Origin of the sequence: Sinorhizobium terangae (genome assembly GCF_029714365.1) — a bacterium.
Classification (GTDB): Bacteria; Pseudomonadota; Alphaproteobacteria; order Rhizobiales; family Rhizobiaceae; genus Sinorhizobium; species Sinorhizobium terangae.
Genome location: NZ_CP121659.1, coordinates 387,687 through 410,878, shown reverse-complemented (window position 1 = coordinate 410,878; position 23,192 = coordinate 387,687). Strand labels below are relative to the sequence as shown.

21 protein-coding genes are annotated in these 23,192 nt (G+C 62.3%); 11 read left to right on the top strand and 10 right to left on the bottom strand.

The features are described from left to right. The first annotated feature begins 13 nt into the window (after positions 1 to 13). Both QA637_RS01930 and QA637_RS01925 read left to right on the top strand, forming a co-directional pair. Positions 14 to 775, top strand: coding sequence for a L,D-transpeptidase (locus tag QA637_RS01930; protein WP_153438233.1), 762 nt, complete (start codon positions 14 to 16; stop codon positions 773 to 775). Between the two features lie 188 nt (positions 776 to 963). Further along, positions 964 to 1,659 (top strand): L,D-transpeptidase, encoded by a 696-nt coding sequence (locus QA637_RS01925; protein ID WP_153438235.1) that lies wholly within the window; start codon positions 964 to 966, stop codon positions 1,657 to 1,659. 147 nt (positions 1,660 to 1,806) lie between these two features. On the opposite strand, the gene glcF is transcribed toward QA637_RS01925, so the two are convergent. The 4 genes from glcF to QA637_RS01905 all read right to left on the bottom strand — a co-directional run bounded on the left by glcF (position 1,807) and on the right by QA637_RS01905 (position 6,413). Beyond that, on the bottom strand, positions 1,807 to 3,102 hold the full coding sequence (glcF, locus tag QA637_RS01920) for a glycolate oxidase subunit GlcF (protein WP_153438238.1): 1,296 nt from the start codon (positions 3,100 to 3,102) through the stop codon (positions 1,807 to 1,809). A 243-nt stretch (positions 3,103 to 3,345) separates the two neighbouring features. Further along, the gene (locus QA637_RS01915) at positions 3,346 to 3,726 is read right to left on the bottom strand and encodes a DUF4870 family protein (protein ID WP_153438240.1); all 381 of its coding nucleotides are present in this window, start codon (positions 3,724 to 3,726) and stop codon (positions 3,346 to 3,348) included. Between the two features lie 42 nt (positions 3,727 to 3,768). After that, a complete protein-coding gene (gene glcE, locus QA637_RS01910) occupies positions 3,769 to 4,977 on the bottom strand; it encodes a glycolate oxidase subunit GlcE (RefSeq protein WP_153438248.1) in 1,209 nt (402 codons plus the stop codon). Then, positions 4,974 to 6,413 carry an FAD-linked oxidase C-terminal domain-containing protein gene (locus QA637_RS01905; protein WP_153438250.1) on the bottom strand — a complete coding sequence of 480 codons (1,440 nt, stop codon included), beginning with the start codon at positions 6,411 to 6,413 and terminating at the stop codon, positions 4,974 to 4,976. The genes glcE and QA637_RS01905 overlap by 4 nt, the downstream gene beginning before the upstream one ends. Before the next feature lie 204 nt (positions 6,414 to 6,617). Here QA637_RS01905 and QA637_RS01900 point away from each other — a divergent pair, with 204 nt between their 5' ends. Then, positions 6,618 to 7,514: a LysR family transcriptional regulator gene (locus QA637_RS01900; RefSeq protein ID WP_283063092.1), complete on the top strand. Its 897-nt coding sequence runs from the start codon at positions 6,618 to 6,620 to the stop codon at positions 7,512 to 7,514. A 10-nt stretch (positions 7,515 to 7,524) separates the two neighbouring features. Here QA637_RS01900 and QA637_RS01895 read toward each other — a convergent pair whose 3' ends face one another. Beyond that, entirely contained in the window at positions 7,525 to 8,799 is a 1,275-nt protein-coding gene (locus QA637_RS01895) for a DUF3422 family protein (RefSeq protein WP_153438254.1), read from the bottom strand. 213 nt (positions 8,800 to 9,012) lie between these two features. Here QA637_RS01895 and QA637_RS01890 point away from each other — a divergent pair, with 213 nt between their 5' ends. From QA637_RS01890 to QA637_RS01865, 6 genes are all read left to right on the top strand, one after another. Further along, positions 9,013 to 9,804 (top strand): FadR/GntR family transcriptional regulator, encoded by a 792-nt coding sequence (locus QA637_RS01890; protein WP_283063090.1) that lies wholly within the window; start codon positions 9,013 to 9,015, stop codon positions 9,802 to 9,804. A gap of 240 nt (positions 9,805 to 10,044) precedes the next feature. Further along, positions 10,045 to 10,551: an NUDIX hydrolase gene (locus tag QA637_RS01885; protein WP_153438258.1), complete on the top strand. Its 507-nt coding sequence runs from the start codon at positions 10,045 to 10,047 to the stop codon at positions 10,549 to 10,551. Between the two features lie 135 nt (positions 10,552 to 10,686). Next, the gene (locus QA637_RS01880) at positions 10,687 to 12,183 is read left to right on the top strand and encodes an inorganic phosphate transporter (RefSeq protein WP_184108439.1); all 1,497 of its coding nucleotides are present in this window, start codon (positions 10,687 to 10,689) and stop codon (positions 12,181 to 12,183) included. A gap of 11 nt (positions 12,184 to 12,194) precedes the next feature. Then, on the top strand, positions 12,195 to 12,932 hold the full coding sequence (locus QA637_RS01875) for a 16S rRNA (uracil(1498)-N(3))-methyltransferase (RefSeq protein WP_153438262.1): 738 nt from the start codon (positions 12,195 to 12,197) through the stop codon (positions 12,930 to 12,932). Positions 12,933 to 13,176: 244 nt separating this feature from the next. After that, the gene (locus tag QA637_RS01870; protein WP_153438264.1) at positions 13,177 to 14,550 is read left to right on the top strand and encodes a glutamate--cysteine ligase; all 1,374 of its coding nucleotides are present in this window, start codon (positions 13,177 to 13,179) and stop codon (positions 14,548 to 14,550) included. A 98-nt stretch (positions 14,551 to 14,648) separates the two neighbouring features. Continuing rightward, the gene (locus tag QA637_RS01865; RefSeq protein WP_153438266.1) at positions 14,649 to 15,467 is read left to right on the top strand and encodes a DUF937 domain-containing protein; all 819 of its coding nucleotides are present in this window, start codon (positions 14,649 to 14,651) and stop codon (positions 15,465 to 15,467) included. Positions 15,468 to 15,714: 247 nt separating this feature from the next. Here the strand turns inward: QA637_RS01865 and QA637_RS01860 are convergent, their stop codons facing one another. Continuing rightward, the gene (locus tag QA637_RS01860) at positions 15,715 to 16,011 is read right to left on the bottom strand and encodes a DUF1127 domain-containing protein (protein WP_153438268.1); all 297 of its coding nucleotides are present in this window, start codon (positions 16,009 to 16,011) and stop codon (positions 15,715 to 15,717) included. 207 nt (positions 16,012 to 16,218) lie between these two features. Between QA637_RS01860 and QA637_RS01855 the strand changes: the two genes are divergently transcribed. Further along, complete coding sequence (locus QA637_RS01855) at positions 16,219 to 17,169, top strand: LysR substrate-binding domain-containing protein (RefSeq protein ID WP_283063084.1); 951 nt, start codon at positions 16,219 to 16,221, stop codon at positions 17,167 to 17,169. Positions 17,170 to 17,242: 73 nt separating this feature from the next. Here QA637_RS01855 and QA637_RS01850 read toward each other — a convergent pair whose 3' ends face one another. The 3 genes from QA637_RS01850 to QA637_RS01840 form a co-directional block, all read right to left on the bottom strand. Then, the gene (locus QA637_RS01850) at positions 17,243 to 18,118 is read right to left on the bottom strand and encodes a dienelactone hydrolase family protein (RefSeq protein ID WP_153438270.1); all 876 of its coding nucleotides are present in this window, start codon (positions 18,116 to 18,118) and stop codon (positions 17,243 to 17,245) included. A 200-nt stretch (positions 18,119 to 18,318) separates the two neighbouring features. Further along, complete coding sequence (gene guaB / locus QA637_RS01845) at positions 18,319 to 19,821, bottom strand: IMP dehydrogenase (protein WP_153438272.1); 1,503 nt, start codon at positions 19,819 to 19,821, stop codon at positions 18,319 to 18,321. Positions 19,822 to 20,009: 188 nt separating this feature from the next. Continuing rightward, the gene (locus tag QA637_RS01840) at positions 20,010 to 20,993 is read right to left on the bottom strand and encodes an MBL fold metallo-hydrolase (protein WP_153438274.1); all 984 of its coding nucleotides are present in this window, start codon (positions 20,991 to 20,993) and stop codon (positions 20,010 to 20,012) included. A 282-nt stretch (positions 20,994 to 21,275) separates the two neighbouring features. Between QA637_RS01840 and QA637_RS01835 the strand changes: the two genes are divergently transcribed. Then, positions 21,276 to 22,685 carry a DHA2 family efflux MFS transporter permease subunit gene (locus QA637_RS01835; RefSeq protein WP_153438276.1) on the top strand — a complete coding sequence of 470 codons (1,410 nt, stop codon included), beginning with the start codon at positions 21,276 to 21,278 and terminating at the stop codon, positions 22,683 to 22,685. Positions 22,686 to 22,807: 122 nt separating this feature from the next. Here the strand turns inward: QA637_RS01835 and QA637_RS01830 are convergent, their stop codons facing one another. Beyond that, entirely contained in the window at positions 22,808 to 23,191 is a 384-nt protein-coding gene (locus QA637_RS01830; RefSeq protein ID WP_153438280.1) for a VOC family protein, read from the bottom strand. Between the last annotated feature and the right edge of the window lies 1 nt (position 23,192).

Below are 23,192 nucleotides of genomic sequence, written 5' to 3'. Positions count from 1 at the left end.
GCGAGTCCGCCTCATGATGGAGAAATCCCTTTTTCTTGCCGTATCCCTCCTCTGTGTCGTTGCCGGTGAGGCCGGAGCGCGCGACCGGTATCACAACCGGCCGCCGGTCATCGTCAGCCCGGACCTGACGGCCCCTTGGTTGACGCAGCTTGGGGTGATGCAGCCCGGTGGCCAGGCGCGTCCGGTCGCTTACCGTCCGCAGATGCCGGCGGCCACCCGAAAACAGTTCGAACAACGCCAGGTAAGCCGCAAGTCCGGTCCGGCATTGGTACAGCCGGTTGCGGCAGTACGTCCGCAAAAGTCGGTAAAGACGAAGTTCGATCCGCAGTTCCTGCCGCAAACCGTGGCCTATGGAGGTCCGGAAAAGCCCGGCACGATCGTGATCGACACCAACAACCGCTTTCTCTATCTCGTCACCGGCAAGGGCGAAGCCCGTCGATATGGTGTCGGGGTCGGCAAGCCGGGCTTCGAGTGGGCCGGCGCCCACCGGATTACGCGGAAGGCAGAATGGCCGAGCTGGACCCCGCCACAGGAAATGATCGCGCGGGAAGCCGCGAAGGGACACTATCTGCCGGCCCGCATGGAGGGCGGCCCCGCAAACCCGCTCGGCGCCCGGGCGATGTATCTCGGCTCGACGCTCTACCGCATCCACGGCACCAACGCGCCCTGGACGATCGGCTATGGCGTTTCGTCCGGCTGCATCCGCATGCGCAACGAGGATGTCGTCGATCTCTATGAACGCGTGAACGTCGGCACCAAGGTTATCGTGATATAAAATCGCATATTATCTCAATAGCCCGCGCACAAGTTGCGTTTGCACTGGGGAACAGTGGTGCAAACGCAACAGCTGTTCCCGGAGATACAAGTTACGCCGATGCCGATGTTCTATCGGATATGGCGTGGGCGAAATCTTGCGGGTAATTTGAGAACCTGCACGCGATTAGGGTTGAGAGGGAATCGTTAATGAGAATTCATGCCAGCAAGGTGGTGGCGTTCGCTGCCGCGGCGACGGTGCTGTTTGCCGTGACGAATGCATCGGCGTTCACGCCGGCGAACGCACCGGAGGCCGCCGCCAAGCGTTCCGACGTTCTGTTGGTCGCCCATCAAAAGCGTCCGCCACAAAAATATTGGCGCACCAAGGTCCGTTTCCGGACGAATGAGGCTCCCGGCACCATTATTGTCGATACCAACAACAAATATCTCTATTACATCGACGGCCCGAACCGTGCGACGCGCTACGGCATTGGCGTCGGCCGCGAAGGCTTCGGCTGGTCCGGCGTCGTCAAGGTCGGCCGCAAGGCCGAGTGGCCAGCCTGGACGCCCCCGGCGGAAATGCGCGTGCGCGAACGGGCGAAGGGCCGCGTCCTGCCGATCACCCAGGAAGGCGGTATCGACAATCCGCTCGGTGCCCGCGCGCTTTATCTCTACCAGGGTGGCCGCGACACCATCTTCCGCATCCATGGAACGAACCAGCCCTGGACGATCGGCCAGAACATGTCGTCGGGATGCATCCGGATGATGAACGAGGACGTCGAGCACCTTTACGATCGCGCCGACGTCGGCACGAAAGTGATCGTCATAGGCCCAGGCAACAAGCACGGCGATGTTACCTACGACGATCGCGGCGTGGACATTTTCCGTCAGATCTTTGGCGGCTGATCGGATCGGCGGGGCAGTTTGTCCCTCACCCCAGCCCCCTCCCCGCTTGCGGGAAGAGGGGGTTTTAAGGGGGCGCCGCCAGTCGCCTTCGCCCCGCTTGCGGGGAGAAGGTGGCCGGCAGGCCGGATAAGGAGCACGCTTCGCCCATTACAGCCCGGCCGGCCTAGGTCCGCCATAGGCCCAGTCCAGCAGCTCAACGGTGTGCACGATCGGAATCGCCGTCCCGGTCGCGATCTGCGTGATGCAACCGATGTTGCCGGTCGCAATCACGTCCGGTTTCGTCGCCTCGATGTTGCGGACTTTGCGCGCCTTGAGCTTCGCCGATATCTCCGGCTGCAGGATGTTGTAGGTGCCGGCCGAGCCGCAGCAGAGATGGCCTTCCGCCGGCTCGCGAACCGTGAATCCCGCTCGCTTCAACAGCTCCTTCGGCACCGTCGTAATCCTCTGGCCATGCTGCATCGAGCAGGCGGAATGATAGGCAACGGCCATTTTCTGCGGCTCCCGCTGCGGCAGCTCGAGCCCGGCCAGATATTCGGTGATGTCTTTTGCCAATGCGGACACTTTCGCGGCCTTTTCCGCATATCCCGGATCCAGCCGCAGCATATGGCCGTAATCCTTGATCGTCGTGCCGCAGCCCGAGGCGGTCACGACGATCGCATCGAGACCGTCTTCTTCGGCGACCTTCAGCCAGATATCGACGTTACGGCGCGCAGCCTCGAGCGCCCGCTCCTCGCGTCCCATGTGGTGCACCAGTGAACCGCAGCAGCCCTCGCCAGCGGCGACGACAACCTCGATCCCCTGCCCGGTCAGCAGCCGGATCGCCGCTTCGTTGATCTCCGGCTTCAAGACCGGCTGCGCGCAGCCGGTCAGGATCGCGACCCGGCCGCGACGCTCGCCCTTCGTCGCGTAAGTGGCGGGTCTTGTCCCTGCGGACGCCGGCGGCACCGCCTTCGGAGCAAGGTCGAGCATGATGCCAAAAGTCTTCAGCCAAGGGACCCGCTTCGCCAGCCCCGCCAGCGGGCGGGCAACGCCGGCCGCGCGGAGCGCGAAACGGAATCGTCCGGGATAAGGCAGCACCGCGGCGAGAGCGGCGCGCGCCAAGCGATCCTTGAACGGCCTTTTGTAGGTCTTCTCGATGTGGATGCGGGCATGGTCGACCAGATGCATATAGTCGACGCCGGACGGACAAGTCGTGAGACACGAAAGACAGGAAAGACAGCGGTCGATATGGGTAACGGTCTCGCGGTCTGCCGCCCGGCCGTTTTCAAGCATATCCTTGATCAGGTAGATCCGCCCGCGGGGACTGTCGAGTTCGTCGCCGAGGACGACATAGGTCGGGCAGGTGGCCGTGCAGAAACCACAGTGCACGCATTTGCGCAGGATCTTCTCGGATTCGGCGACATGCGGATCAGCGAGCTGCGCGGGTGTGAAATTGGTCTGCAACCGAATACTCCAACTGGCAGGCCCTGCGGGCCCACTGCATGTTTCGTTAAATCCTAGCCGATTTAAGGACAAAACATGCAGCAATTCAAAGTGCTACAGCGTCCTTTGCGCGCCTGATAGGACGCGCGGCGCTGTAGACCGCGACGATTCGGATCGGCCGATCCGTAGCCGTCGAACCATTCCTATAATTTAGGGCGGAATGCGGGAAGATCTCAGCGCCTGCTGCATTTCGCCTCCCCAAAGCTAGACGAGCCAGCTCTCGGGATTGGTGATCGCCTCCTCCCGCGCCGCTTTCTGCAGGCCGATCACGCATCTGACGACGATCCACACCGCCGTGGCGACAAAGCCTAGAACGCCAATGACCAAAACCGTGAGCAGGGCCGAGACGATGCAGAAAAGCAAGGCGATCCAGAAGGTACGGATGGCCCAGATATAATGGGTCCTCGCCCATGGCTCCGCCTTGTCGCGGTTGAGATAGGCGAGCACGATCCCGATGAGCGCCGTGATGCCGATGACAAATGCGATCAGGTAAAGCACGTAGATGATCTGAATATTGACCTTGCCCGGTTCCAGCCAGCGATCGGTCTGGCCGGAAAGCGGTGCCTGTGGACCGGTATCGCTCATCGAATTCCCCCTTGGCATCTCTCGAACGGATCGCGGTGGCGCCTACGGCGCCGCGATGCGCCCCGGATTGAAAATCCGCGCTGGATCGAACCGAGCGCGGATGCGCTCCGTCAGCTGAGCGACGGCCGGTGCCTGCGGTTCGAAAGCCGGAATGCGGGCCCGCACGTCGTCGCCAGCCCTCACGAGGCTTGCGTGTCCCCCACCGAGCGCGCCGACATAGCGACGCACGAGTTCCGCCTCGGCATCCGCCTCCATCCGCAGCCAGACGAGCCCGCCCTGCCAATCATAAAAGGCATCGACGCCCGTTTGAAGGCGCAGCGCAGCGACGAGCTGGTGCCCGGCGGACGGCGCGACCGACACCCGCCACAATGGCCGCCTCGTACCGTCGGCGTAGGGTTTCACGTCGCGAATTTCCCCCCACAAGAGACGCGTCGCGTCAGCGTCGAGCCGTGAGACCGGCCCGAAGCGCGAAAGGGCCGCGCTGAGTCTCTCGGCACGCATGTCGACGGAATCCGCCAAGCCTTCGAGCCTCAGCACGGTTGCCGCGCCGTCGGGAAGTGCGCCATCCAGGAAGCGCCCGCGCACGCTCTCGGGCAGATGTGCCGCGCCGGAAGCCTCCACCGGCTGTGCCATCGTCTCGGCCATGGCCGCAGCAGCTTCGGCGTCGTTGAGGGCCGAAACCACCACCGTCGCGGCCGCCGGCGGAATGGGCAGCACCTTGAACGTGACTTCCGTCAGGATCCCGAGTGTGCCGTAGGAGCCCGCCATGAGCTTGACGAGGTCGAGCCCGGTGACGTTCTTCATGACCCGGCCGCCGGCCTTGATCAGGTCACCGGCGCCATTGACGAAGCGCACGCCGAGCAGGCTGTCGCGCGCCGCACCGGCGACGTAGCGCCGCGGACCGGAAACATTGGCGGCGAATACTCCGCCGATCGTCGGTTCGCCGGACGTGGCGAAGATCGGCCTATGATCCATCGGCTCGAATGAAAGCATCTGACCCTTGGCTCGCAGCGCGGCTTCGACCTCGGCAAGCGGCGTTCCGGCGAGCGCACTCATGGTCATTTCCGCCGGATTGTAGCTGACGATGCCGGAGAGGCGACGCGTCGAGAGCGTCCGATCGGTCCGCACCGGATTGCCGAGTCCCGCACGCGTGCCACCGCCGATGATTGCCAAGGTGACGCGTTCTGCTGCTGCGGAGCGCACGACGGAGGCGATGCCCTCCGCGCTGGCCGGTTCGAAGTGGACGATCATGCTGTCGGACGCCCTTCGAGCGGAAAAACCTTCGACGGGTTGAGGATCCACTCGGGATCGAAGGCCGAGCGCGCGGCCATCTGCTGGGCGAGATCGGCCCGGCTGTACTGGTGCAGCATCAGATCACGCTTCTCAATGCCGACGCCATGCTCGCCCGTCAGGCAGCCGCCGGCATCGACGCAAAGCTTGAGGATGTCGTTGCCCGCCGCCTCGGCTCGCGCCGCATCCTCCGGATCGTTTATGTTGTAGAGGATCAGCGGATGCATGTTGCCGTCACCGGCGTGGAAGACGTTTGCCACGCGCAGGCCATAACCGGCGACGATCTCGCCGGTCTTGCGCAACACATGTGAAAGCTGGCTTAGCGGCACGGTGCCATCCATGCAGATATAGTCCGCAATGCGGCCCGTCGCGCCGAAAGCCGATTTCCGACCCTTCCAGATCAGCGCCGCCTCCAATGCGGATTGGCATTCCCGGATCGTGGTGACGCCGTGGCGGCGAGCGACCTCGATGATGCGTTGAAGCATGGCGTCCATCTCCGCCTCGGACCCCTCGACCTCGACGATCAGCAGAGCCTCGACATCGAGCGGGTAACCGGCATGCGCGAAGGCTTCGCAGATCTCGATCGCCGGCTTGTCCATGAATTCGATGGCAACGGGAATGATGCCCGCTCCGATGACGTCGGCAACGCAGGCGCCGGCCGCCTCGGACGAGGCGAATCCGAAGAGCACCGGCCGCGCACCTTCCGGCTTGGCGATCAAGCGCACCGTTGCTTCCGTGACGATGCCGAGCTGGCCTTCCGAACCGCAGACGAGTCCGAGCAGGTCGTATCCGGCCGCGTCCAGCGCCTTGCCTCCGAGTTCGATCACGGTGCCGTCGAAAAGCACCATCTTCACGCCCATGAGGTTGTTGGTGGTGACCCCGTATTTCAGGCAATGGGCGCCGCCGGAGTTCATGCCGATATTGCCGCCGATGGTGCAGGCGAGCTGCGAACTGGGGTCGGGCGCATAGAAGAAGCCGTCCGCCGAGACCGCCTCGGAGATGTTAAGGTTGGTGACGCCCGCCTGAACCGTGGCCGTCCTGTTGAAGAGGTCGATGTCGAGAATGCGCGACATTTTCGAAAGACCGATGACGACGGCATCCTCCTGCGGGATGGCGCCGCCCGAGAGCGACGTGCCGGCGCCGCGCGGCACGACCGGAACGCCGTAGCGGCTGCAATATTTGAGCACGGCAGAAACCTGTTCCGTCGTCTCCGGCAGGGCGACGGCAAGCGGCAACCGCCGATAGGCCAGGAACGCATCGGTCTCGAAGGGCTTCAGCTCGCGCTCCTCGCTGATCAGGCAGCCCTTGGGCAGGAGATCCTTGAGATCGGCAACAATTTCCTGCCGGCGATCCAGAACGGCTTGTTTCGGTTTCAGAAACCCGATCGTCTCCGGCATAGGATCCTCCCAAGCAATACAGCCCACCGAGTGGTATTTTTTCTTTACCACTAGTGCGCCACGCGTTCAAATGAACGCGTAAAGAACGCCGTAGAACTTTGTATCTAGAGCATCTTATTCGCTTTGTGAAAGCGGAATGCACTAGGATCGACACCCGGCAGATGCTAGGGATCTTTTCGTTTTCGGCAATAATGGTCAAGATTGATGACAAATCTCGGCGATCTCGAGATCTTTGCGCGGGTCGTCTCATCCGGCAGCATGTCGGCGGCAGGACGCCTGCTCAGTCTATCTCCGGCGGTGATCTCGAAGCGCGTCAAGCGGCTGGAGGACAGGCTCGGCACGCGGCTTCTCCAGCGGACCACGCGGCAAATTTCGCTGACGGAGGCCGGACAAGGTTTTTACGACCGCGTCCTCGGCATTCTCGCCGGTATCGAGGACGCGGAAGCCTACGCCTCCGGGCGCTCGTCGCAGGCGCAGGGAACACTCCGGATCAGCGCGCCGACGTCCTTCGGGCGCATGCATATCGCACCGCATCTGACGGGCTTCATGAAGGATCATCCGGACCTCAAACTCCACATCGTTCTCAGCGACGATTTCGCCGATATCGTCGCTGAGGGTTTCGATCTTGCCGTCAGGATCGGCGAACTCACGGATTCGAGCCTCGTCGCGCGCAAGCTCGCGCCTGTCCGTCGCCTCCTCTGCGCCGCACCGAGCTATGTCGCCCGCCACGGTCTCCCGCGTGAAATCGACGATCTCGCGAATCATGTCTGCCTGCCGGCCCACAATAACGACAACTGGAAGCTGGAAGGGCCCGGCGGCAGCCTCACCTATCGCCCGGAGGGGCCGCTCGTCACCAACTCATCGGAGATCATCCGCGAGGCGGTGATCGCCGGGGCCGGAATCGCGCTGCGCTCCACCTGGGACATCGGCAAGGAACTGCGCTCCGGACAGTTGGTCCAGGTGCTGCCGCAATGGGAAGGTTCCCGCAACCTGGCGCTCTCGGCCGTTTATCCAAGCCGGCAATTCCTGCCCGCCAAGGTCCGTCTCTTTATCGATTACCTCGCCGCGCTTTACGGGCCGGTGCCCTATTGGGAGCAATAGCCGCGCGGCGTTATTTCTGCGCGCTTTCCTCGTGGTGGCGACGGATGCGGCGGACGACGAGCCAGACGCCGAGGACAGCAAATGGGACGGCAAGGCCGGTCAGAAGGTTGGGATCGACCGGCAGTTCGTGGCTCACGGCCTTGGCGAGATAGCCGAACAGCCCGACCACATAGTAGGAAATGGCGGCAACCGACAGGCCTTCTACGGTCTGCTGGAGGCGCAACTGCAGCTTGGCCCGGCGATCCATCGAGTTCAGCAGGGCGCTGTTCTGTTTTTCGAGTTCGACATCGATCCAGCTTCTGAGAAGCGCCGTGGCACGCGCCAGCTTGCGAGACAGGTTTGCCTGACGCTCCTCGACCGATTGACAGGTCCGCATCGCCGGCGCCAACCGACGTTCGAGAAAGGTGCCGATCGTTTCGTAGCCGGGCACGGCCGTCTCGGCCAGTGTGCGAATGCGCTCCTGCACGATGCCGTAATAGGCGCGGCTGGCACCGAAACGATAGAGGCTGAGGGCGGCACCGGCCTCGACGTCGGCCGCAAGCCGGGTGATTTCGGAGAGCATCTCGTCGGCCTCTTCGCGGACGTTTTCCTTCATCCGCTGGGTGATTCCGGTCAGGCCGTCCTCCGTCCTGCGGATTTCCGGCGACAGCGATTGCGCCAGCGGCAGGCCGAGCATGGCGAGCGTGCGATAGGTCTCGATATCGAGCAGGCGCTGCACCAGCGCGCCCGTACCCGCTTCCGTCAGGCCGCGGTCGATGACGAGAATCTGCGTCAGCCCGTCGCCGTTCTGGCGAAAATCGGTCACGAGTACCGCCTGCCCGTTCTTGGTTTCGCTGTAACAGAGGCTGGTCGGGTCGAAGGCCTTGATCGCCTCGCGCGTCTCCGGCGTGTCCGGCCGGATTTCGAGCCGAATACCGGAAATCAGGGTTCCCGGCGGCGAAAACCCGTCACCGAACGGGTGGATGGGCACCTCGCCGCCGAAATGGTCCGGCGCCGGAGCGTCCCAGAAATAGGTGGAGAATTCCGTGTGCCGTTCCCAGCGCAGCGTGCCCTGCCCCCAAGGCATGGCATGGTGATTGGCATCACGACCGGGCGGCGCGATGCCGCGTGAGCGCGACAGCTCGGACAAGACTGCGTGATCCACGATCGAGCCGCCTTCAGTCATGAAGGCAAGCTGAAAAATGACGCGAGGCGTCGTCACCAGCGCATAGGGGCGCGAGTGAACCTCACCGAGAACCTGCGCACGCAGCGGCGCGGACGGAAATGCAAAACTGCCCTTTGCCATGAAGCGCTTCATCCCCCTCACGCGTTCATCACCACTTTCTTATCAACCAGTCGAGCAAATTGAACAGGACGCATTGACGCAGTTTGACTTTTGTCAGTCGCTACCCGTGACGAAGTGGACAATCAATTTGACCACTTTCCCGAGCCTGCTAGATTGCGGCCGGACATGGAGGAGAAAAGCGGGAAGCGTCTCCCTCCATCGGGAGACATTGCCGTGACCGAAGACCAGCTCGACCTCTATGCACGCATCAGCCACAGCCGGACGGCGGACGAGGTCGTGCAGCAGATCGAGCTTCTGATCCTCGAAGGCGTGTTGCGCGACGGCGACCGGTTGCCGGGTGAGCGGGAGCTGTCGAAGCGTTTCGACGTGTCGAGGCCGATCCTGCGCGAAGCCCTCAAGGAGCTGGAGGCACGCGGACTCGTGGAAAGCCGGCATGGCGGCGGCACGTTCGTCGCCGACGTGGTCGGCCAGATCTTCTCCAAGCCGCTGATCGAGCTTATCGGGCGCCACCACAAGGCGACACAGGACTACCTGGAGTACCGGCGGGAGCTCGAGGGCCTGACTGCGGAGCTTGCAGCAAGCCGCGCCACCGATTTCGACCGCGACATTCTCACGCGCGTCATCGAGCGGATGCGGGCCGCACACCGCAACGGCGATTTCGACGAGGAGCTCTCAGCCGACATCGAGCTGCACAACGCGATCGGCGAAAGCGCGCACAACATCATCCTCCTGCATACGCTGCGCGCCTGCTACCGGCTCCTGACCCAGGGGATATTCTTTCACCGCACGTCGGTGTTCGGCGCTCCGGGCGCGCGCGACCGGCTTCTCGCACAGCATGAGGCGATCTACGATGCCATCATGGCTCGTGACCCGGAGGCCGCCAAGGCGGCGGCGCAAAGCCATATCGACTTCGTCGCCGCCGCGGCATACGAAGCGGAGCGCACCGGCGAATGGGCGCGCATCGCGCGGCTGCGTCTTCAGCAGCGGGATCGTGCCGGGTCCTAATATCGGGCTCGGCCGCCCCCGTGATCTCGATGAAATCCGCCGGATGCGACCCAGGCCGAGCCTCGCTTTTTGGCGAAATTAAAGCGCGTACATATATTTGGCATTGGACGGGGCGATACTGTCGGAACCGCAACGCGGTCTCGCCAGTTTATCGCTGGTCTGAGGTCATTTACAGACAAGATAGGCGCGCCATACTTGTGCAGTAATTGATGTCTATCGATTCGCAGGAGCATCGACCCATTGAACTTCCTGAACCGGTTAGCTGCTGATGTGCATCTGATGCTGCGTCGCCCGGCGCGCATGCAGTATGCTGCGCTCTGCTACCGGATCCGCAAGAAGACGGGTGCGCTGGAGATCCTCCTGATCACCAGCCGCGATACCGGCCGCTGGGTCATTCCCAAGGGCTGGCCGATGCAGGGCAAGCGGGCCCATGAGGTCGCCGAACGCGAGGCCTATGAGGAGGCAGGTGTGAAGGGCAAGGCGCAGAAAGCCGCGATCGGCGCCTATGTCTATCAGAAGCGCATGAACCATGGCCTGAAGGTCTCCTGCAAGGTCCAGGTACACGCGCTCGAAGTCGATGACTTCTGCAAGAACTTCCCTGAAAAGGGTACCCGGCGCCTTGAATGGGTCGACTGCAAGGAGGCGGCGAGCCGCGTTGCCGAACCCTCGCTGAAAAGCCTTATCCTGGCGTTCGGAGAACGGATGGCGGCGGCACCCGCATCCCTGCCCAAGAGCGCGAACGGCTAAACCGCAAAACGTCGGCGGACAACATCAGCCGTGCTTGGAAAGCCGGCATCGATCTAGCTGTCATTCTCCTTTCAATTCCGCTTGAACGCGCTCGCCCGTACCGTTACTGGCGATTATGACAATGGAGATCGATCCGTGGCAAAGCCGCGCCTGGAAAAGCTGACCCTGGACAAGGACCTCGACAAGCTCAGCCTTGCCGAAGAGGCCTCTCATCACGTCATGCGCAGGCTGGCGGCCCCTGGCCTGGCGCTGCTCTTCCTGATTCTCAGCATGGCGTTTGCGGCAATCTACGTTGTCGGCTCGTCGGGTGCTGCAATCGTCGTCGCCGCAGCGGCGATTGCCGGCTACATGGCGATGAACATCGGCGCCAACGACGTGACGAACAACGTCGGCGCCGCCGTCGGCGCAAAGGCGATGACGATGGCGACGGCCCTGGCGATCGCTGCCGTCTTCGAAATCGCCGGCGCGTTGACCGCAGGCCGGAAGGTCACGCTTACAATCGAGGCCGGCATCGTCGACGGAGGGCTCGTCGATCCTCAGACGCTCGTATGGGTGATGATGGCCGCGCTGATCTCGTCCGCAGCCTGGATCAACATCGCCACCTTTTCCCGCGCACCCGTATCCACCACCCATTCGATCATCGGCGGCATCGTCGGCGCCGGCATGACCGCCGCCGGTCTTTCCAGCGTCAAATGGTGGGCGCTCGCCGGCATTACGGCAAGCTGGTCGATATCACCGCTGCTTGGCGGCGCCATCGCAGCGATCTTCCTGGCCGTTCTCAAGGAATTCATCATCTATCGCGAGGACAAGATCGAGGCCGCGCGGCGCTGGATGCCGATCGTCCTGGCTGTGACGGCGGGCGCCTTCACCGCCTATGTGGCGGTTTTTGCGCTCGTTCATGTGGCCATCATTTCCCCTTCGACCGGTCTCCTGGTCGGCCTGTTCATGGGCATCGTCTGTTATGTGGCGAGCAAGCCGTGGATCCACCGCCAGTCGGAGGGGCTCGACAACCGCAACCAGTCGCTGCGCAAGCTGTTCCGCATGCCGCTGATATTCTCAGCGGCGCTGCTTTCCTTTGCCCACGGTGCAAATGACGTTTCCAATGCGATTGGTCCACTGTCGGCGATCGTTTCCGCAGTCAATGGCGCCGTATCGACGGAAAGCGCGAGGGCACCGTTCTGGGTGCTGCTGATCGGCGCGCTCGGCATCTCCATCGGCCTGCTGCTTTACGGGCCGCTCCTGATCCGGGTCGTCGGTGAAGAGATCACGCGCCTCAATCCCATGCGCGCCTTCTGCGTTGCACTTGCGACGGCAGTCACCGTGCTGCTTGCCTCCGCGCTTGGTCTGCCGATCAGTTCCACGCACACGGCGGTCGGTGCGGTCTTCGGCGTCGGCTTCTTCCGCGAATGGTACACGCGCCACTCCAGGCGCCGGCTGGAATATGTGCGCCGAAAGACCGGGCAGGAAGATTTCATGAGCAAGGCGGAAGCCAATTTTGCCGAGGTGCGTCGACGCCGGCTGGTGCGCCGCTCCCATTTCCTGACGATCGTTGCGGCCTGGGTCATCACCGTGCCGGCGTCTGCCCTGCTCTCGGCGTTCGTCTATCTCATCCTTTCCGGCCTTTTCCTCTGAAGGTGACCGAATTGCGTGCCAATTTCCGTATGCAGCGCCTGTTTTTGGAAAGCCCGCTTCATGCTGGGTCGACACACGAGGCCAGCAAGGAGCACTACAATTATCTCGTCAACGTGCTGCGCCTCGACGAGGGTGCGTCGCTGCTGGTCTTCAACGGCCGCGACGGCGAGTGGCGGGCGGAACTCTCGCTTCCGTCCAGGAAACGCCTCCTTCTCACCGCGGTCGAACGGACGCGTCCGCAACCTGCACCGTCAGACCTCGTCTACCTCTTCGCGCCGCTCAAGGTGGGCCGCCTCGATTATCTCGTCCAGAAGGCCGTCGAAATGGGGGCCGGACGACTGCAACCGGTAATTACACAGCATGTTCAGGGCAAGATCGGCAGCCTCGACCGGGTGCGCGCGAATGTGATCGAAGCGGCCGAACAATGCGGCGTGCTCGGCATTCCTCCCGTAGACACCCCGAGAAAACTCGAAGACCTTCTTCAGAGCTGGCCGCGGGACCGCCGTATCATCTTCTGCGACGAGGGCAACGAAAGCCAGAATCCGCTGCCGATCCTGCAAGCAATTGCCGAGCGCAAGCTCGCCCTGCTGATCGGCCCCGAAGGCGGCTTTTCGGAAGCCGAGCGAACGCTGCTGCGCGGCCTGGACTTTGTGACCGCGATCCCGCTCGGACCCCGGATCCTGCGCGCGGATACGGCGGCGGTCGCGGCGATGGCGGTCATCCAGGCGGCAATTGGCGACTGGCGATGATCCGTCGCGCTCGCAAGCGCCCTTGAATGTCCCGCGCCGTATCTGACGCTCAAAGATCGCTGTAGCGCGTTGAATTGCTGCACGATTCGCCCTTAAGTCGGCACTGATTTAGGGAATCCTGGAGCCCGGAGTTTTTTTGAGGAGATCTTGAAAGAAATTCACTTGCACCGCACGTAATTACGGTTCAAGCACCCATCATCGCTCCTGCTGCCCGGCGGGCGCCGCTCAAACAAAGAAGACGCATATGGCCCGAGATACCACCGACCAGACGCCGGTTACCTCTGTCGCTGACCTGACCGCCTATCTGGAGTCGGGATCGAAGCCGAAGGAGAAGTTTCGTATCGGGACGGAGCATGAGAAATTCGCCTTCTTTAAGGCGGACAACAGTCCCGTGCCCTATTTCGGCGAAGCCAGCATTCAGGCGCTTCTGAACGGGATGGCCGAGAAAAGCGGCTGGGAACCGATTCTCGACGAGGGCAATATCATCGGGCTCGCCGAGCATTCCGGCAATGGCGCGATTTCACTGGAGCCGGGCGGACAGTTCGAGCTCTCCGGCGCGCCGCTCGAAAACCTGCATCAGACCTGCAAGGAGTCCAACCAGCACCTGGCCGTTCTTCGGGAAATTGCCGAACCGCTCGGCATTCGTTTCCTCGGCATCGGCGGCAGTCCGAAATGGACATTTTCCGAGACACCGCGCATGCCGAAGTCGCGATACGGCATCATGACGCGCTACATGCCGAAGGTTGGCACCCAAGGCCTCGACATGATGTATCGCACCTGCACCATCCAGGTGAATCTCGACTTTTCCTCCGAAGAGGATATGCGGCGCAAGATGCAGGTGTCGATGAAATTGCAGCCGCTCGCCACCGCTCTCTTCGCAAGCTCTCCCTTTACCGATGGCAAGCCCAATGGACTGCTTTCCTGGCGGGGCGACATCTGGCGCGATACCGATAATCAGCGCGCCGGTCTGCTGCCGGCTGCGTTCAAGCCGGAATTCGGCTTTGCCGATTATGTCGAATGGGCGCTCGATGTGCCGATGTATTTCGTCGTGCGCGATGGGCATTACCATGACTGTACGCATGTCACATTCCGGCAATTCATGGCCGGTGCGCTCAAGGGCGAGATCGCCGAATGGCAGCCCAACATGGGCGACTGGGCCAATCACCTGTCGACGCTCTTTCCCGATGTCCGGCTGAAGCGTTTCCTCGAGATGCGCGGCGCCGATGGCGGCCCCTGGCGCCGGATCTGCGCACTGCCGGCCTTCTGGGTCGGCCTGCTCTACGATGACGAGGCGCTCGCGGCAGCCGAGGCGCTGACCCGCGACTGGAGCTACGAGGCCGTGCAGGCGCTGCGCGATGCGGTGCCCGCCCAGGCACTTTCCGCAAAGCTCGGCACGACGTCGCTCTTTGACATCGCGCGCGAAGTTCTGACTATTTCACGCGCAGGCCTGAAGCGGCGCGATCGACTGAACGGCGATGGCGTGGACGAAAGCCAGTTCCTGGCACCGCTCGACGAAGTGCTGGCGAAGAAGGCGACGCTCGCCGAGGACCTGCTGGCGCTCTACAACGGCCGCTGGAACGGTTCTGTCGAGCCGGTCTTCGCCGAATACCAGTATTAAGCGGCGAGACATTCGCTCGCTTAAAAAGGCGGTTTGCAGTCCCCCAATTCCCGTTATAGTGCAGCGAGATGCGTCGTTCGTCCGGGAAGGAAATGGGGATGGCACCGCTTTTTGATATGTTCGCGCAGGCGCAGAACGGCAAGGCCATCGAGTTGATGGCAAAGCAATTCGGCCTCGCCCAGGAACAGATGACGAAGGCGACGGCGGCGCTTTTGCCCGCCTTCTCAACGGCCTTCAAACGCAACACCGCCAATCCCTATGATTTCGGTGCGTTGCTGGGAGCGCTTTCGACCGGCAACTACGCAAAGTATTTCGAGGACATGAGCCAGGCCTTCACGCCGCAGGGCATGGCCGATGGCAACGGTATCCTCGGTCAGCTCTTCGGCTCCAAGGAGATGTCGCGCGCAATCGCCGCACAGGCCGCGCAGATGACGGGCATTGGCCAGGAGATCTACAAGCAAATGCTGCCGGTCATGGCGAGCACGCTGATGGGGGGTCTCTTCAAACAAACGACCGGCCCGTCCGGAGATGCCTTCGCCAACAATCCCATGATGGCGATGATGCAGCAATGGATGGAGGCGACGGGGCTCGCCAAAAGGCCCGAACCCGCCCCGACCACCTTCGACAATCCCTTCGTTCAGGCGATGCAGGGATTCTTCGGCATGACAAAGACGGAAGAGACGCCGAAGACGCCGGATATCTTCGCCGACAATCCCTTCTTCAAGGCGTTTCAGGACATGATGCAGCGAGGTGCGAGCACACCCGAAAAGGCGCCCGCAGCGAACCGGGCCTTCAAGCAATTTACCGAAATGATGAACACGATGTTCGACAGCGGGCTCGAGATGCAGAAGGAATACCAGAAGAACATCGACGCCCTGTTCGACAGCTACAAGAAAAGTTCGGGCGACAAGGCCTAACCATCGCTTTCAAACGGATTCATCCGACGACAGCACCTTGCAGAAACTGCACATAAAAAAGCCCGGTGCATGTCTTGGTCATGCACCGGGCAAGCGGCAGGGTCTATTGGCTCATACCCTGCGGGGAACGTTTCAGTGCGGGTCGGCGCACCGTGAACCGGATTTCGACGGCATGATCCGCGAAGGCGGCAACCGATCGCGGATCATGCCGTATGGCGCATCCAAGGCGGCGGGATGCGCCAAGGGCTTAGTCGTGGCGAATCCCCCGGTAGAAGAGGTTCGCCCGGTTTCTGGACGCGCGCGTCAGATAGCTGCCCGGATTGTCGAAGAACGAGGAGGTCAAAGCCTCGTGCAGGTCTTCGCGTTTCAATCCCATGTCGAGCAATTGCCGATCATCAAGATCTTGCAGGCGCGCGATCTGGCAGCGGTTGCGGAACAGGCGCCAGACAGCCGTCAGCACGCCGGTCACGCCTGCGGTACGGGATGCAACCGTCTGCTTTCCCGCAACGAGGTCGATATCGAAGGCCTGTTGGGTCGTGCGCATGGCGTTACTCCTTTTTCAGGCACGAAGAAGCCCACACCCTGCGGGGAGGTCATACGCAGGGGCAGGCAGTAATTTTTCGAGGTCAGCGACGAATTTCGCGGACAGGACTTGATGTGAATTGCAGGCTATTAGTCGCAAATGCTTATTGATCAGTCCAACGAATGTTTTTAATGATATTCATCAAACAATCTTATGGGTATTACGGCCATGTCAGCACCGCTCGATATTGACCAGTTGCAAACATTCGTTGCCATCGCAGACACGGGCAGCTTCACCAAGGCCGCCGATCGTGTATTCAAGACCCAGTCCGCTGTCTCGATGCAGATGCGGCGTCTGGAAGAGCGCATCGGCAAGCCGCTTTTCATGAAAGACGGGCGCGGCAACCGGCTGACGGTCGAAGGCGACAGGCTTCTGAATTTCGCCCGCCGGATGATCCGCCTCAACAATGAGGCGATTGCATCCTTCGACGACAACCGCCTTGAGGGCACGCTCAGGATCGGCACGCCGGACGATTACGCCGATCGCTACATGCCGGAAATCATCGTCCGTTTCGCCAAGACCCACCCGAACGTCGAGCTCTACATCGTCTGCGAACCCTCGGTCGACCTTGCCGAGAAGATGGCAAAGGGCGACCTGGACATCGCGCTCGTCACGCACAATCCAAGGGCGCGGGCCTCCGACGTTGTGCGGACGGAGCCGCTTTGCTGGGTGAGCTCGATCAACCATCCGCTGCCGGAAAACGCGCCGATTCCGCTTGCCGTCGGCCGGCGGGATTGTCAGTGGCGGCAGGCCGCCTGCGCGGCGCTCGATGCGACGGGCAAGGAATATCAGATCCTGTTCACAAGCTGGTCGTCGACCGTCGTTGCCGCCGCCGTGCTCGCCGGCATGGCGGTTTCAGTGCTGCCGGAATCGGCGCTGAGACCTGGCATGACGGTGCTGACGCTGGCCGACGGCTTCCCGGCGCTGGCGCCGGTGCAGATCGGCATCATGAAGCGCCCCGGCCTTTCGCCGTCGCTCTCGAACGCGATCACCAACCATATCACGGCCTGCCTCGACAACATCACGCCGATCACGGTCAACGACGACCTCGACGGAGACTTGAAGGGGTATCCGCGTTACCCGCGGCTGAGGCAGAGCCACATGCTGCCCGGCTGGTAAAACACGGGTCAATTCATCGAAGAGAAGGCCACGCTTCCAGACGGAGGCGTGGCCTTCTCGATTGATGCGGTTGTCAGGCGAGCTTCGCCTTCAGGAACTCGACCGTCCGACCCCAGGCGAGATCGGCGGCCGCCTTGTCGTAGCGGGCGGCAGACGTGTCATTGTTGAAGGCGTGGTTGACGCCGTCGTAGACGTAGATCGTGAAGTCCTTGCCGTTGGCGGTCAGCGCCTTGCGATAGTCTTCGATGCCGGCATTGATACGCTCGTCGAGGCCGGCATAGTGCAGCAACATTGCGGCCTTGATCTTCGGAACGTCCTCGGCCTTCGGTTGAGCACCGTAATAGGCGACCCCTGCCTTGAGGTCCGGAGAGTTAACGGCGAGGCGATTGACGAGCCCGCCGCCCCAGCAAAATCCGATGGCACCGACGTTGCCAGTGCTTTCTTCGTGACCCTTCAGGAAGGTGACGGTCGCAACCGCGTTGTCAGCGGTCGCGCCGGCATCAAGCGCACCGATCATCTCGCGGGCCTTGTCCTCGTCGCTCGGCGTTCCGCCGTCGGGAGAAAGGAAATCGGGCGCAAGGGCGACAAAACCCTCCAGCGCCATACGGCGCGCGACGTCGCGAATATGCGGATTGAGACCGCGGTTTTCATGGATGACAATCACCGCAGGCAGCTTGCCGGAGGCATTGGCAGGCCTGACGAGATATCCTTTCATGTCGCCGTCGGCGCCCGGATAGGTGATGTCCTCGCCCTTGATGCGCGAATCGGTATCGGCAATCATCTCCGCCTTGGCGCTGTTTGCGGCCAGCATCGGGGCGATTGCCGCAGCGGCCGCGGCGGAACCGGCCAGCGTCGTCAGCGTCTCCATGAAACGGCGGCGATCCAGGGTCAGATGCGTATACTCGTCATAGGCATCGATCATCGCTTGGGTGATGACGGGTTCGTTCATGGCGCCCTCCTTCGGCTGTCCTCTCCGTAGGCGGTACCGGAAGGAAAGCCGCCCGGAGACAAGATAGGTCAACCGGCGCGCGCATGCGTACAAAACTGCGTTACCGGCAGAACTGGATCGGGCGGCGCGGAGCGAAGAACCGCCCCGCCCCGTTTCACTGCCTAGTCTAGCCGTTGAGATCGATGACGCAGGCGAGGCCGTCAGACGGCGCCTGGATAGTTCGGGCTCTCGCGGGTGATCGTCACGTCGTGCGCGTGGCTCTCGCGCAGGCCGGCACCAGAGATGCGCACGAAGGTCGCGCGTTCCTGATACTCCTTGATCGTCGCGCCGCCGACATAGCCCATGGAGGCCTTGAGGCCACCGGCGAGCTGATGCAGCACGCCCGCGACCGGCCCCTTGTAGGGGACCTGACCCTCGATGCCTTCCGGAACGAGTTTCAGCGTGTCGCGCACTTCCGCCTGGAAGTAGCGATCAGCCGAGCCGCGCGCCATGGCGCCGACGGACCCCATGCCGCGATAGGCCTTGAAGGAACGGCCTTGATAAAGGAACACTTCACCCGGGCTCTCGTCGGTACCGGCCAGCAGCGAGCCGATCATGACAGCGGAGGCGCCGGCCGCGATGGCCTTCGCCATGTCACCGGAAAATTTGATGCCGCCGTCGGCGATCACCGGGATCCCTGACGCCTGGGCCGCCTCGACAGCCGCCATGATCGCCGCAAGCTGCGGCACGCCGACGCCGGCGACGATACGTGTCGTGCAGATCGAGCCGGGACCGATGCCGACCTTGACGGCATCGGCGCCAGCATCGATCAGCGCCTTGGTGCCATCGGCAGTAGCCACGTTGCCCGCCATGATGCGAACGGAGTTCGTCAGTTTCTTGATCCGCCCGACCGCATCAAGCACGCGCTGCGAATGGCCGTGCGCGGTGTCGACGACGATCAGGTCGACGCCGGCGTCGATCAGCCGCTCGGCGCGCTCGAAACCGTCGTCACCGACGCTGACGGCGGCGGCGGCGCGAAGCCGGCCCTGCGCGTCCTTCGACGCGTTGGGATTGAGCTGCGACTTCTCGATGTCCTTGACCGTAATCAGGCCGACGCAGCGGCCGTCCGGGTCCACCACCAGGAGCTTCTCGATCCGGTGCTTATGGAGGAGACGCTTGGCTTCCTGCTGGTCGACGTTTTCCTTGACCGTGATCAGGTTTTCCCGGGTCATCAGTTCGTAGATCTTTTGAGCCGGGTCGGAGGCAAAGCGTACGTCGCGATTGGTGAGGATGCCGACAAGGCGTCCCTGCTTCTGCCCGCCGGCGCCACCGTTTTCAACGACCGGGATACCGGAAATGCCATGCACCTTCATCAGGCTCAGCGCATCGGCGAGCGTCGCATCCGGACCGATCGTGACCGGGTTGACGACCATGCCGCTCTCGAACTTCTTGACCTGGCGAACCTCTTCGGCCTGTTCGGCCGGGGTCAGGTTGCGGTGAATGACGCCGATGCCGCCGGCCTGAGCCATGGCGATCGCCAGGCGGCCTTCGGTGACGGTATCCATTGCGGAAGACAAAATGGGAAGGTTGAGATCGATATCCTGCGCGATGCGGGTCGAGATGTTGGTCTGGCCCGGCATGACCTCGGAATGTCCCGGCTGAAGCAGAACGTCGTCGAAGGTCAAAGCCTCCAGACCGGTTGCCGTTTCGATGATACGCGCCATGGCCAGTTCCTCTTCAATAAACGAAAATCCCCGGGGACGGTCAGCGATTTGTCCACCGGGTGACTTCAAAGCTTGTCTTGGAAGTTGGCGAGGGCTCGTAACACGGATATGTCGGAATGGGAATAGTCAGGGCCCGGAAATCTCCCGGACCCAGGAAATTGTTGTTGCACAGCAACATTTCTCTGCGCTCAAATATCGAACTGGTAGGTCGCCGGCACGAAGCGGTAGCCGAGATCGCTGCGTTCGACGAAACCGACCGCCGGGAACGGCATGTGATAACCGATGAACGGCAGGCGATCCGTGGCGATCATGTCGAAGACCTTGCGGCGCGTGGCGATCGCAGCCACCTTGTCCATGTCGAAGCGAACCTCCCAATCTGGCCGTTGCAGCGACAGGACATAATGATTGGCCGTGTCGGCCGTCAGCATCAGCGCCTTGTTGCCGGAATCAAGCCGGAACACCATGTGTCCCGGAGAATGGCCGAAGGCCGCGAGCGCCGTGATCCCCGGCACAACTTCGGCGCCATCGGCGATGAAAGTGGTCTTTTCGGCAAGTGGAACGACCTTTTCGAGCACGGCCTTGTGGCCGTTTTCGGCCGGCGTGCCGACTCTCGCCTCGTCCTTCCAGAAGTCGTACTCGACCTGGCCGGCAACATAGCGCGCATTCGAAAAGGTCGGCTTTCCGGCGGTCATGAGACCGCCGATATGGTCGCCATGCATGTGGGTGATCACCACCACCGAGACCTGATCGGGCGTGTAGCCGGCGGCTTGCAGCCCATCGACAAGCTTGCCGGTTCCCATTTCCCGGCCGGCCTCGCCAAAGCCGGTATCGAAAAGTACGACATCGTTTCCGGTGTCGACCAGGGCCGGTGAGAAGCCGTTGACGAAGCCGCCGGCGGGCAGGAAGTTATCCGTCAGCAGCTTCGAAACCGCATCGGCCGGCTGATTGAGCCCGTAGATCTCGTGCGGGTTTCCCATCATGCGCGTGCCGTCGCTGATCACCGTGATCTTGGCTGCGCCGAGTTTGAGCGTTTTGAAAGTCGTGCCGTTCGTCATTCCATGTGGTTCCGTCGCGTCTTGAGCGCTGGCGAAGTCCGTCAACAAAGCCGGAGCCGCCAAGGCGCCCGCTGCTCCCGTTCCGAACAGAGTTCGGCGCGTCAGCGAAAATGCCATTTCCGTCCCTCCTCCACTGCAAGCAAGCCGGCGTCACCGCAAGCGATGAGAGGCAGGAGTTAGGGCTCCGAAGGGAAAGGACAGGCGGGATCACAGGCTTTTGATCTGCAATCGCTGGTTTGGTTTGCGCTTCGACGACTTTCGTGTTTTTAGACGCCCAAAAGTTTGCGGTAGCACTTAGCCGACTCGTGATTCCTGAAATCGAGTCCGCTTTTACGCGAACTATGCTATAGGCCATCACCGTCGCGCCGCCCGCGCCACTCACGCCCAGGGCATTTCAGCATGAATCGTATCGTCCCGTTGATCCTTGCCATAGCTCTCTTCATGGAGCAGATGGATTCCACGGTTATTTCGACTTCACTGCCAGCAATCGCCCACGACATCGGTGTCGGGCCGATCACCCTGAAACTGGCGCTGACGTCCTATATGGTGGCGCTCGCGATCTTCATACCGCTGAGCGGCTGGATGGCCGACCGCTTCGGCGCAAAGCGCATTTTTCGCGCGGCGATCCTCGTCTTCATCGTCGGCTCGGTGCTCTGCGCCATCTCGAACAGCCTCATTGCCTTCGTCCTCTCGCGCTTCCTGCAGGGTATGGGCGGCGCAATGATGACGCCGGTCGCGCGCCTCGTTCTCGTCCGCGGCGCGCCGCGCAGCGAGCTCGTCTCGGCCATGGCGTTGCTGACCATTCCGGCGCTCGTCGGACCGCTCGCCGGCCCGCCGCTCGGCGGCTTCATCACCACCTATTTCTCCTGGCACTGGATCTTCCTGATCAACGTGCCGGTCGGCATTGCCGGTTACGTGCTTTCCGGCATCTACCTGCCCGAGATGGAGCGGCGAAACCCGCCGCCGGTCGACATTCTCGGCTTCCTGCTTGGCGGCATCGCCGCCTCGGGCATCGTCTTCGGCCTGTCGGTCATCAGCCTGCCAGCGCTGCCGACGTCGGTCGGCATTGCATCCGTTTCAGCCGGCATCGCCGCGACGTTCCTCTATATCGTCCATGCCCGGCGGCATCCGGCACCGGTGCTCGATCTGAAGCTATTCAGAAATAGCGCCTTCCGCGCGGCCACGATCGGCGGCACGATCTTCCGCATCTCGGTCGGCGCGATCCCCTTCCTGATGCCGCTGATGCTGCAGATCGGGTTCGGCCTCAATCCGTTCGAGTCCGGCCTCATCACCTTCGTCGGCGCGATTGGGGCGATCACCACGAAATTCCTCGCGCGCCGCGTTCTCGCCTTTGCCGGCTTTCGCACTACGCTGATCGCAGCGGCCGTCGTCGGCGGGGTGATGACCTTCGCCAATAGCTTCTTCACGCCAGCGACCCCCTACCTGTTGATGATCTCCATCCTGCTGATTGCAGGCTTCGCCCGGTCTTTCTTCTTCACCAGCATCAACGCTCTTTCCTTCGCCGAGATCGACGATGCGGACGCCAGCAAGGCGACCTCGATGAGCGCCGTGCTGCAGCAGATCAGCCTCGCGCTTGGGGTTGCCGTCGCCGGCGCTATCCTCGAAATCCAAACGTCGATCAGCGGCGGCCCGCTGAATCTGGAAGACTTCCACATCGCCTTCATGATCATTGCCGGCGCCAACCTGCTGGCAGCGATCCCCTTCCTGACGATGGCGAAGAATGCCGGCGCTTCCGTTTCCGGTCACCGCCTGCAGATGCGCGAAGTCGAAACGACGGCTGGCAAGTAAGGAGGGCCCTGCAGCGCCGCGCGTCTTATCAGACGCGCAAAGGACGCTGTAGTACTTTGAATTGCTGCATGTTTTTATCCTTAGATCGGATACGATTTAAGGAAACATGCAGTAGAGCCCGTTTATTCCGGCCGCTCGCAGACGGCCGACAGCTTGTTGCCGTCCGGATCGCGGACGTAAGCCGCATAGAAATTCGGATGGAACGGCCTTAGGCCGGGTGCGCCCTCGTCCGTGCCGCCATTGGCGAGAGCGGCAGCGTAGAAGGCGTCGACGGCAGCACGGTTTTCGGCCTCGAGCGCGACCATCGAACCGTTACCGATCGTCGCCGCCTTGCGGTTGAAGGGCGTAACCACCCAGAGGCGGCAGCGGACATCGCTTTCGGCGCCGTAGCCGATCTCGACTTCGTCCTGCTTGCGGCGCTTCAGCCCAAGCGTCGCGAGCGTCCTGTCATAAAAGATGCCTGCGCGATCGAGGTCGTTCGTGCCGAGCGTCACGTAAAGCAGCATG

What these genes read in the sequence shown, in the direction of transcription:
- QA637_RS01930 (WP_153438233.1), top strand. Translation starts at nt 14, where the DNA reads ATGATGGAGAAATCCCTTTTTCTTGCCGTATCCCTCCTCTGTGTCGTT.
- QA637_RS01905 (WP_153438250.1), bottom strand. Translation starts at nt 6,413, where the DNA reads ATGCCGGAGACGATCGGGTTTCTGAAACCGAAACAAGCCGTTCTGGAT.
- QA637_RS01855 (WP_283063084.1), top strand. Translation starts at nt 16,219, where the DNA reads ATGTCAGCACCGCTCGATATTGACCAGTTGCAAACATTCGTTGCCATC.
- QA637_RS01835 (WP_153438276.1), top strand. Translation starts at nt 21,276, where the DNA reads ATGAATCGTATCGTCCCGTTGATCCTTGCCATAGCTCTCTTCATGGAG.
- QA637_RS01850 (WP_153438270.1), bottom strand. Translation starts at nt 18,118, where the DNA reads ATGAACGAACCCGTCATCACCCAAGCGATGATCGATGCCTATGACGAG.
- QA637_RS01870 (WP_153438264.1), top strand. Translation starts at nt 13,177, where the DNA reads ATGGCCCGAGATACCACCGACCAGACGCCGGTTACCTCTGTCGCTGAC.
- guaB (WP_153438272.1), bottom strand. Translation starts at nt 19,821, where the DNA reads ATGGCGCGTATCATCGAAACGGCAACCGGTCTGGAGGCTTTGACCTTC.
- QA637_RS01895 (WP_153438254.1), bottom strand. Translation starts at nt 8,799, where the DNA reads ATGGCAAAGGGCAGTTTTGCATTTCCGTCCGCGCCGCTGCGTGCGCAG.
- QA637_RS01840 (WP_153438274.1), bottom strand. Translation starts at nt 20,993, where the DNA reads ATGGCATTTTCGCTGACGCGCCGAACTCTGTTCGGAACGGGAGCAGCG.
- QA637_RS01925 (WP_153438235.1), top strand. Translation starts at nt 964, where the DNA reads ATGAGAATTCATGCCAGCAAGGTGGTGGCGTTCGCTGCCGCGGCGACG.
- QA637_RS01830 (WP_153438280.1), bottom strand. Translation starts at nt 23,191, where the DNA reads ATGCTGCTTTACGTGACGCTCGGCACGAACGACCTCGATCGCGCAGGC.
- QA637_RS01915 (WP_153438240.1), bottom strand. Translation starts at nt 3,726, where the DNA reads ATGAGCGATACCGGTCCACAGGCACCGCTTTCCGGCCAGACCGATCGC.
- QA637_RS01860 (WP_153438268.1), bottom strand. Translation starts at nt 16,011, where the DNA reads ATGCGCACGACCCAACAGGCCTTCGATATCGACCTCGTTGCGGGAAAG.
- QA637_RS01900 (WP_283063092.1), top strand. Translation starts at nt 6,618, where the DNA reads ATGACAAATCTCGGCGATCTCGAGATCTTTGCGCGGGTCGTCTCATCC.
- QA637_RS01865 (WP_153438266.1), top strand. Translation starts at nt 14,649, where the DNA reads ATGGCACCGCTTTTTGATATGTTCGCGCAGGCGCAGAACGGCAAGGCC.
- glcE (WP_153438248.1), bottom strand. Translation starts at nt 4,977, where the DNA reads ATGATCGTCCACTTCGAACCGGCCAGCGCGGAGGGCATCGCCTCCGTC.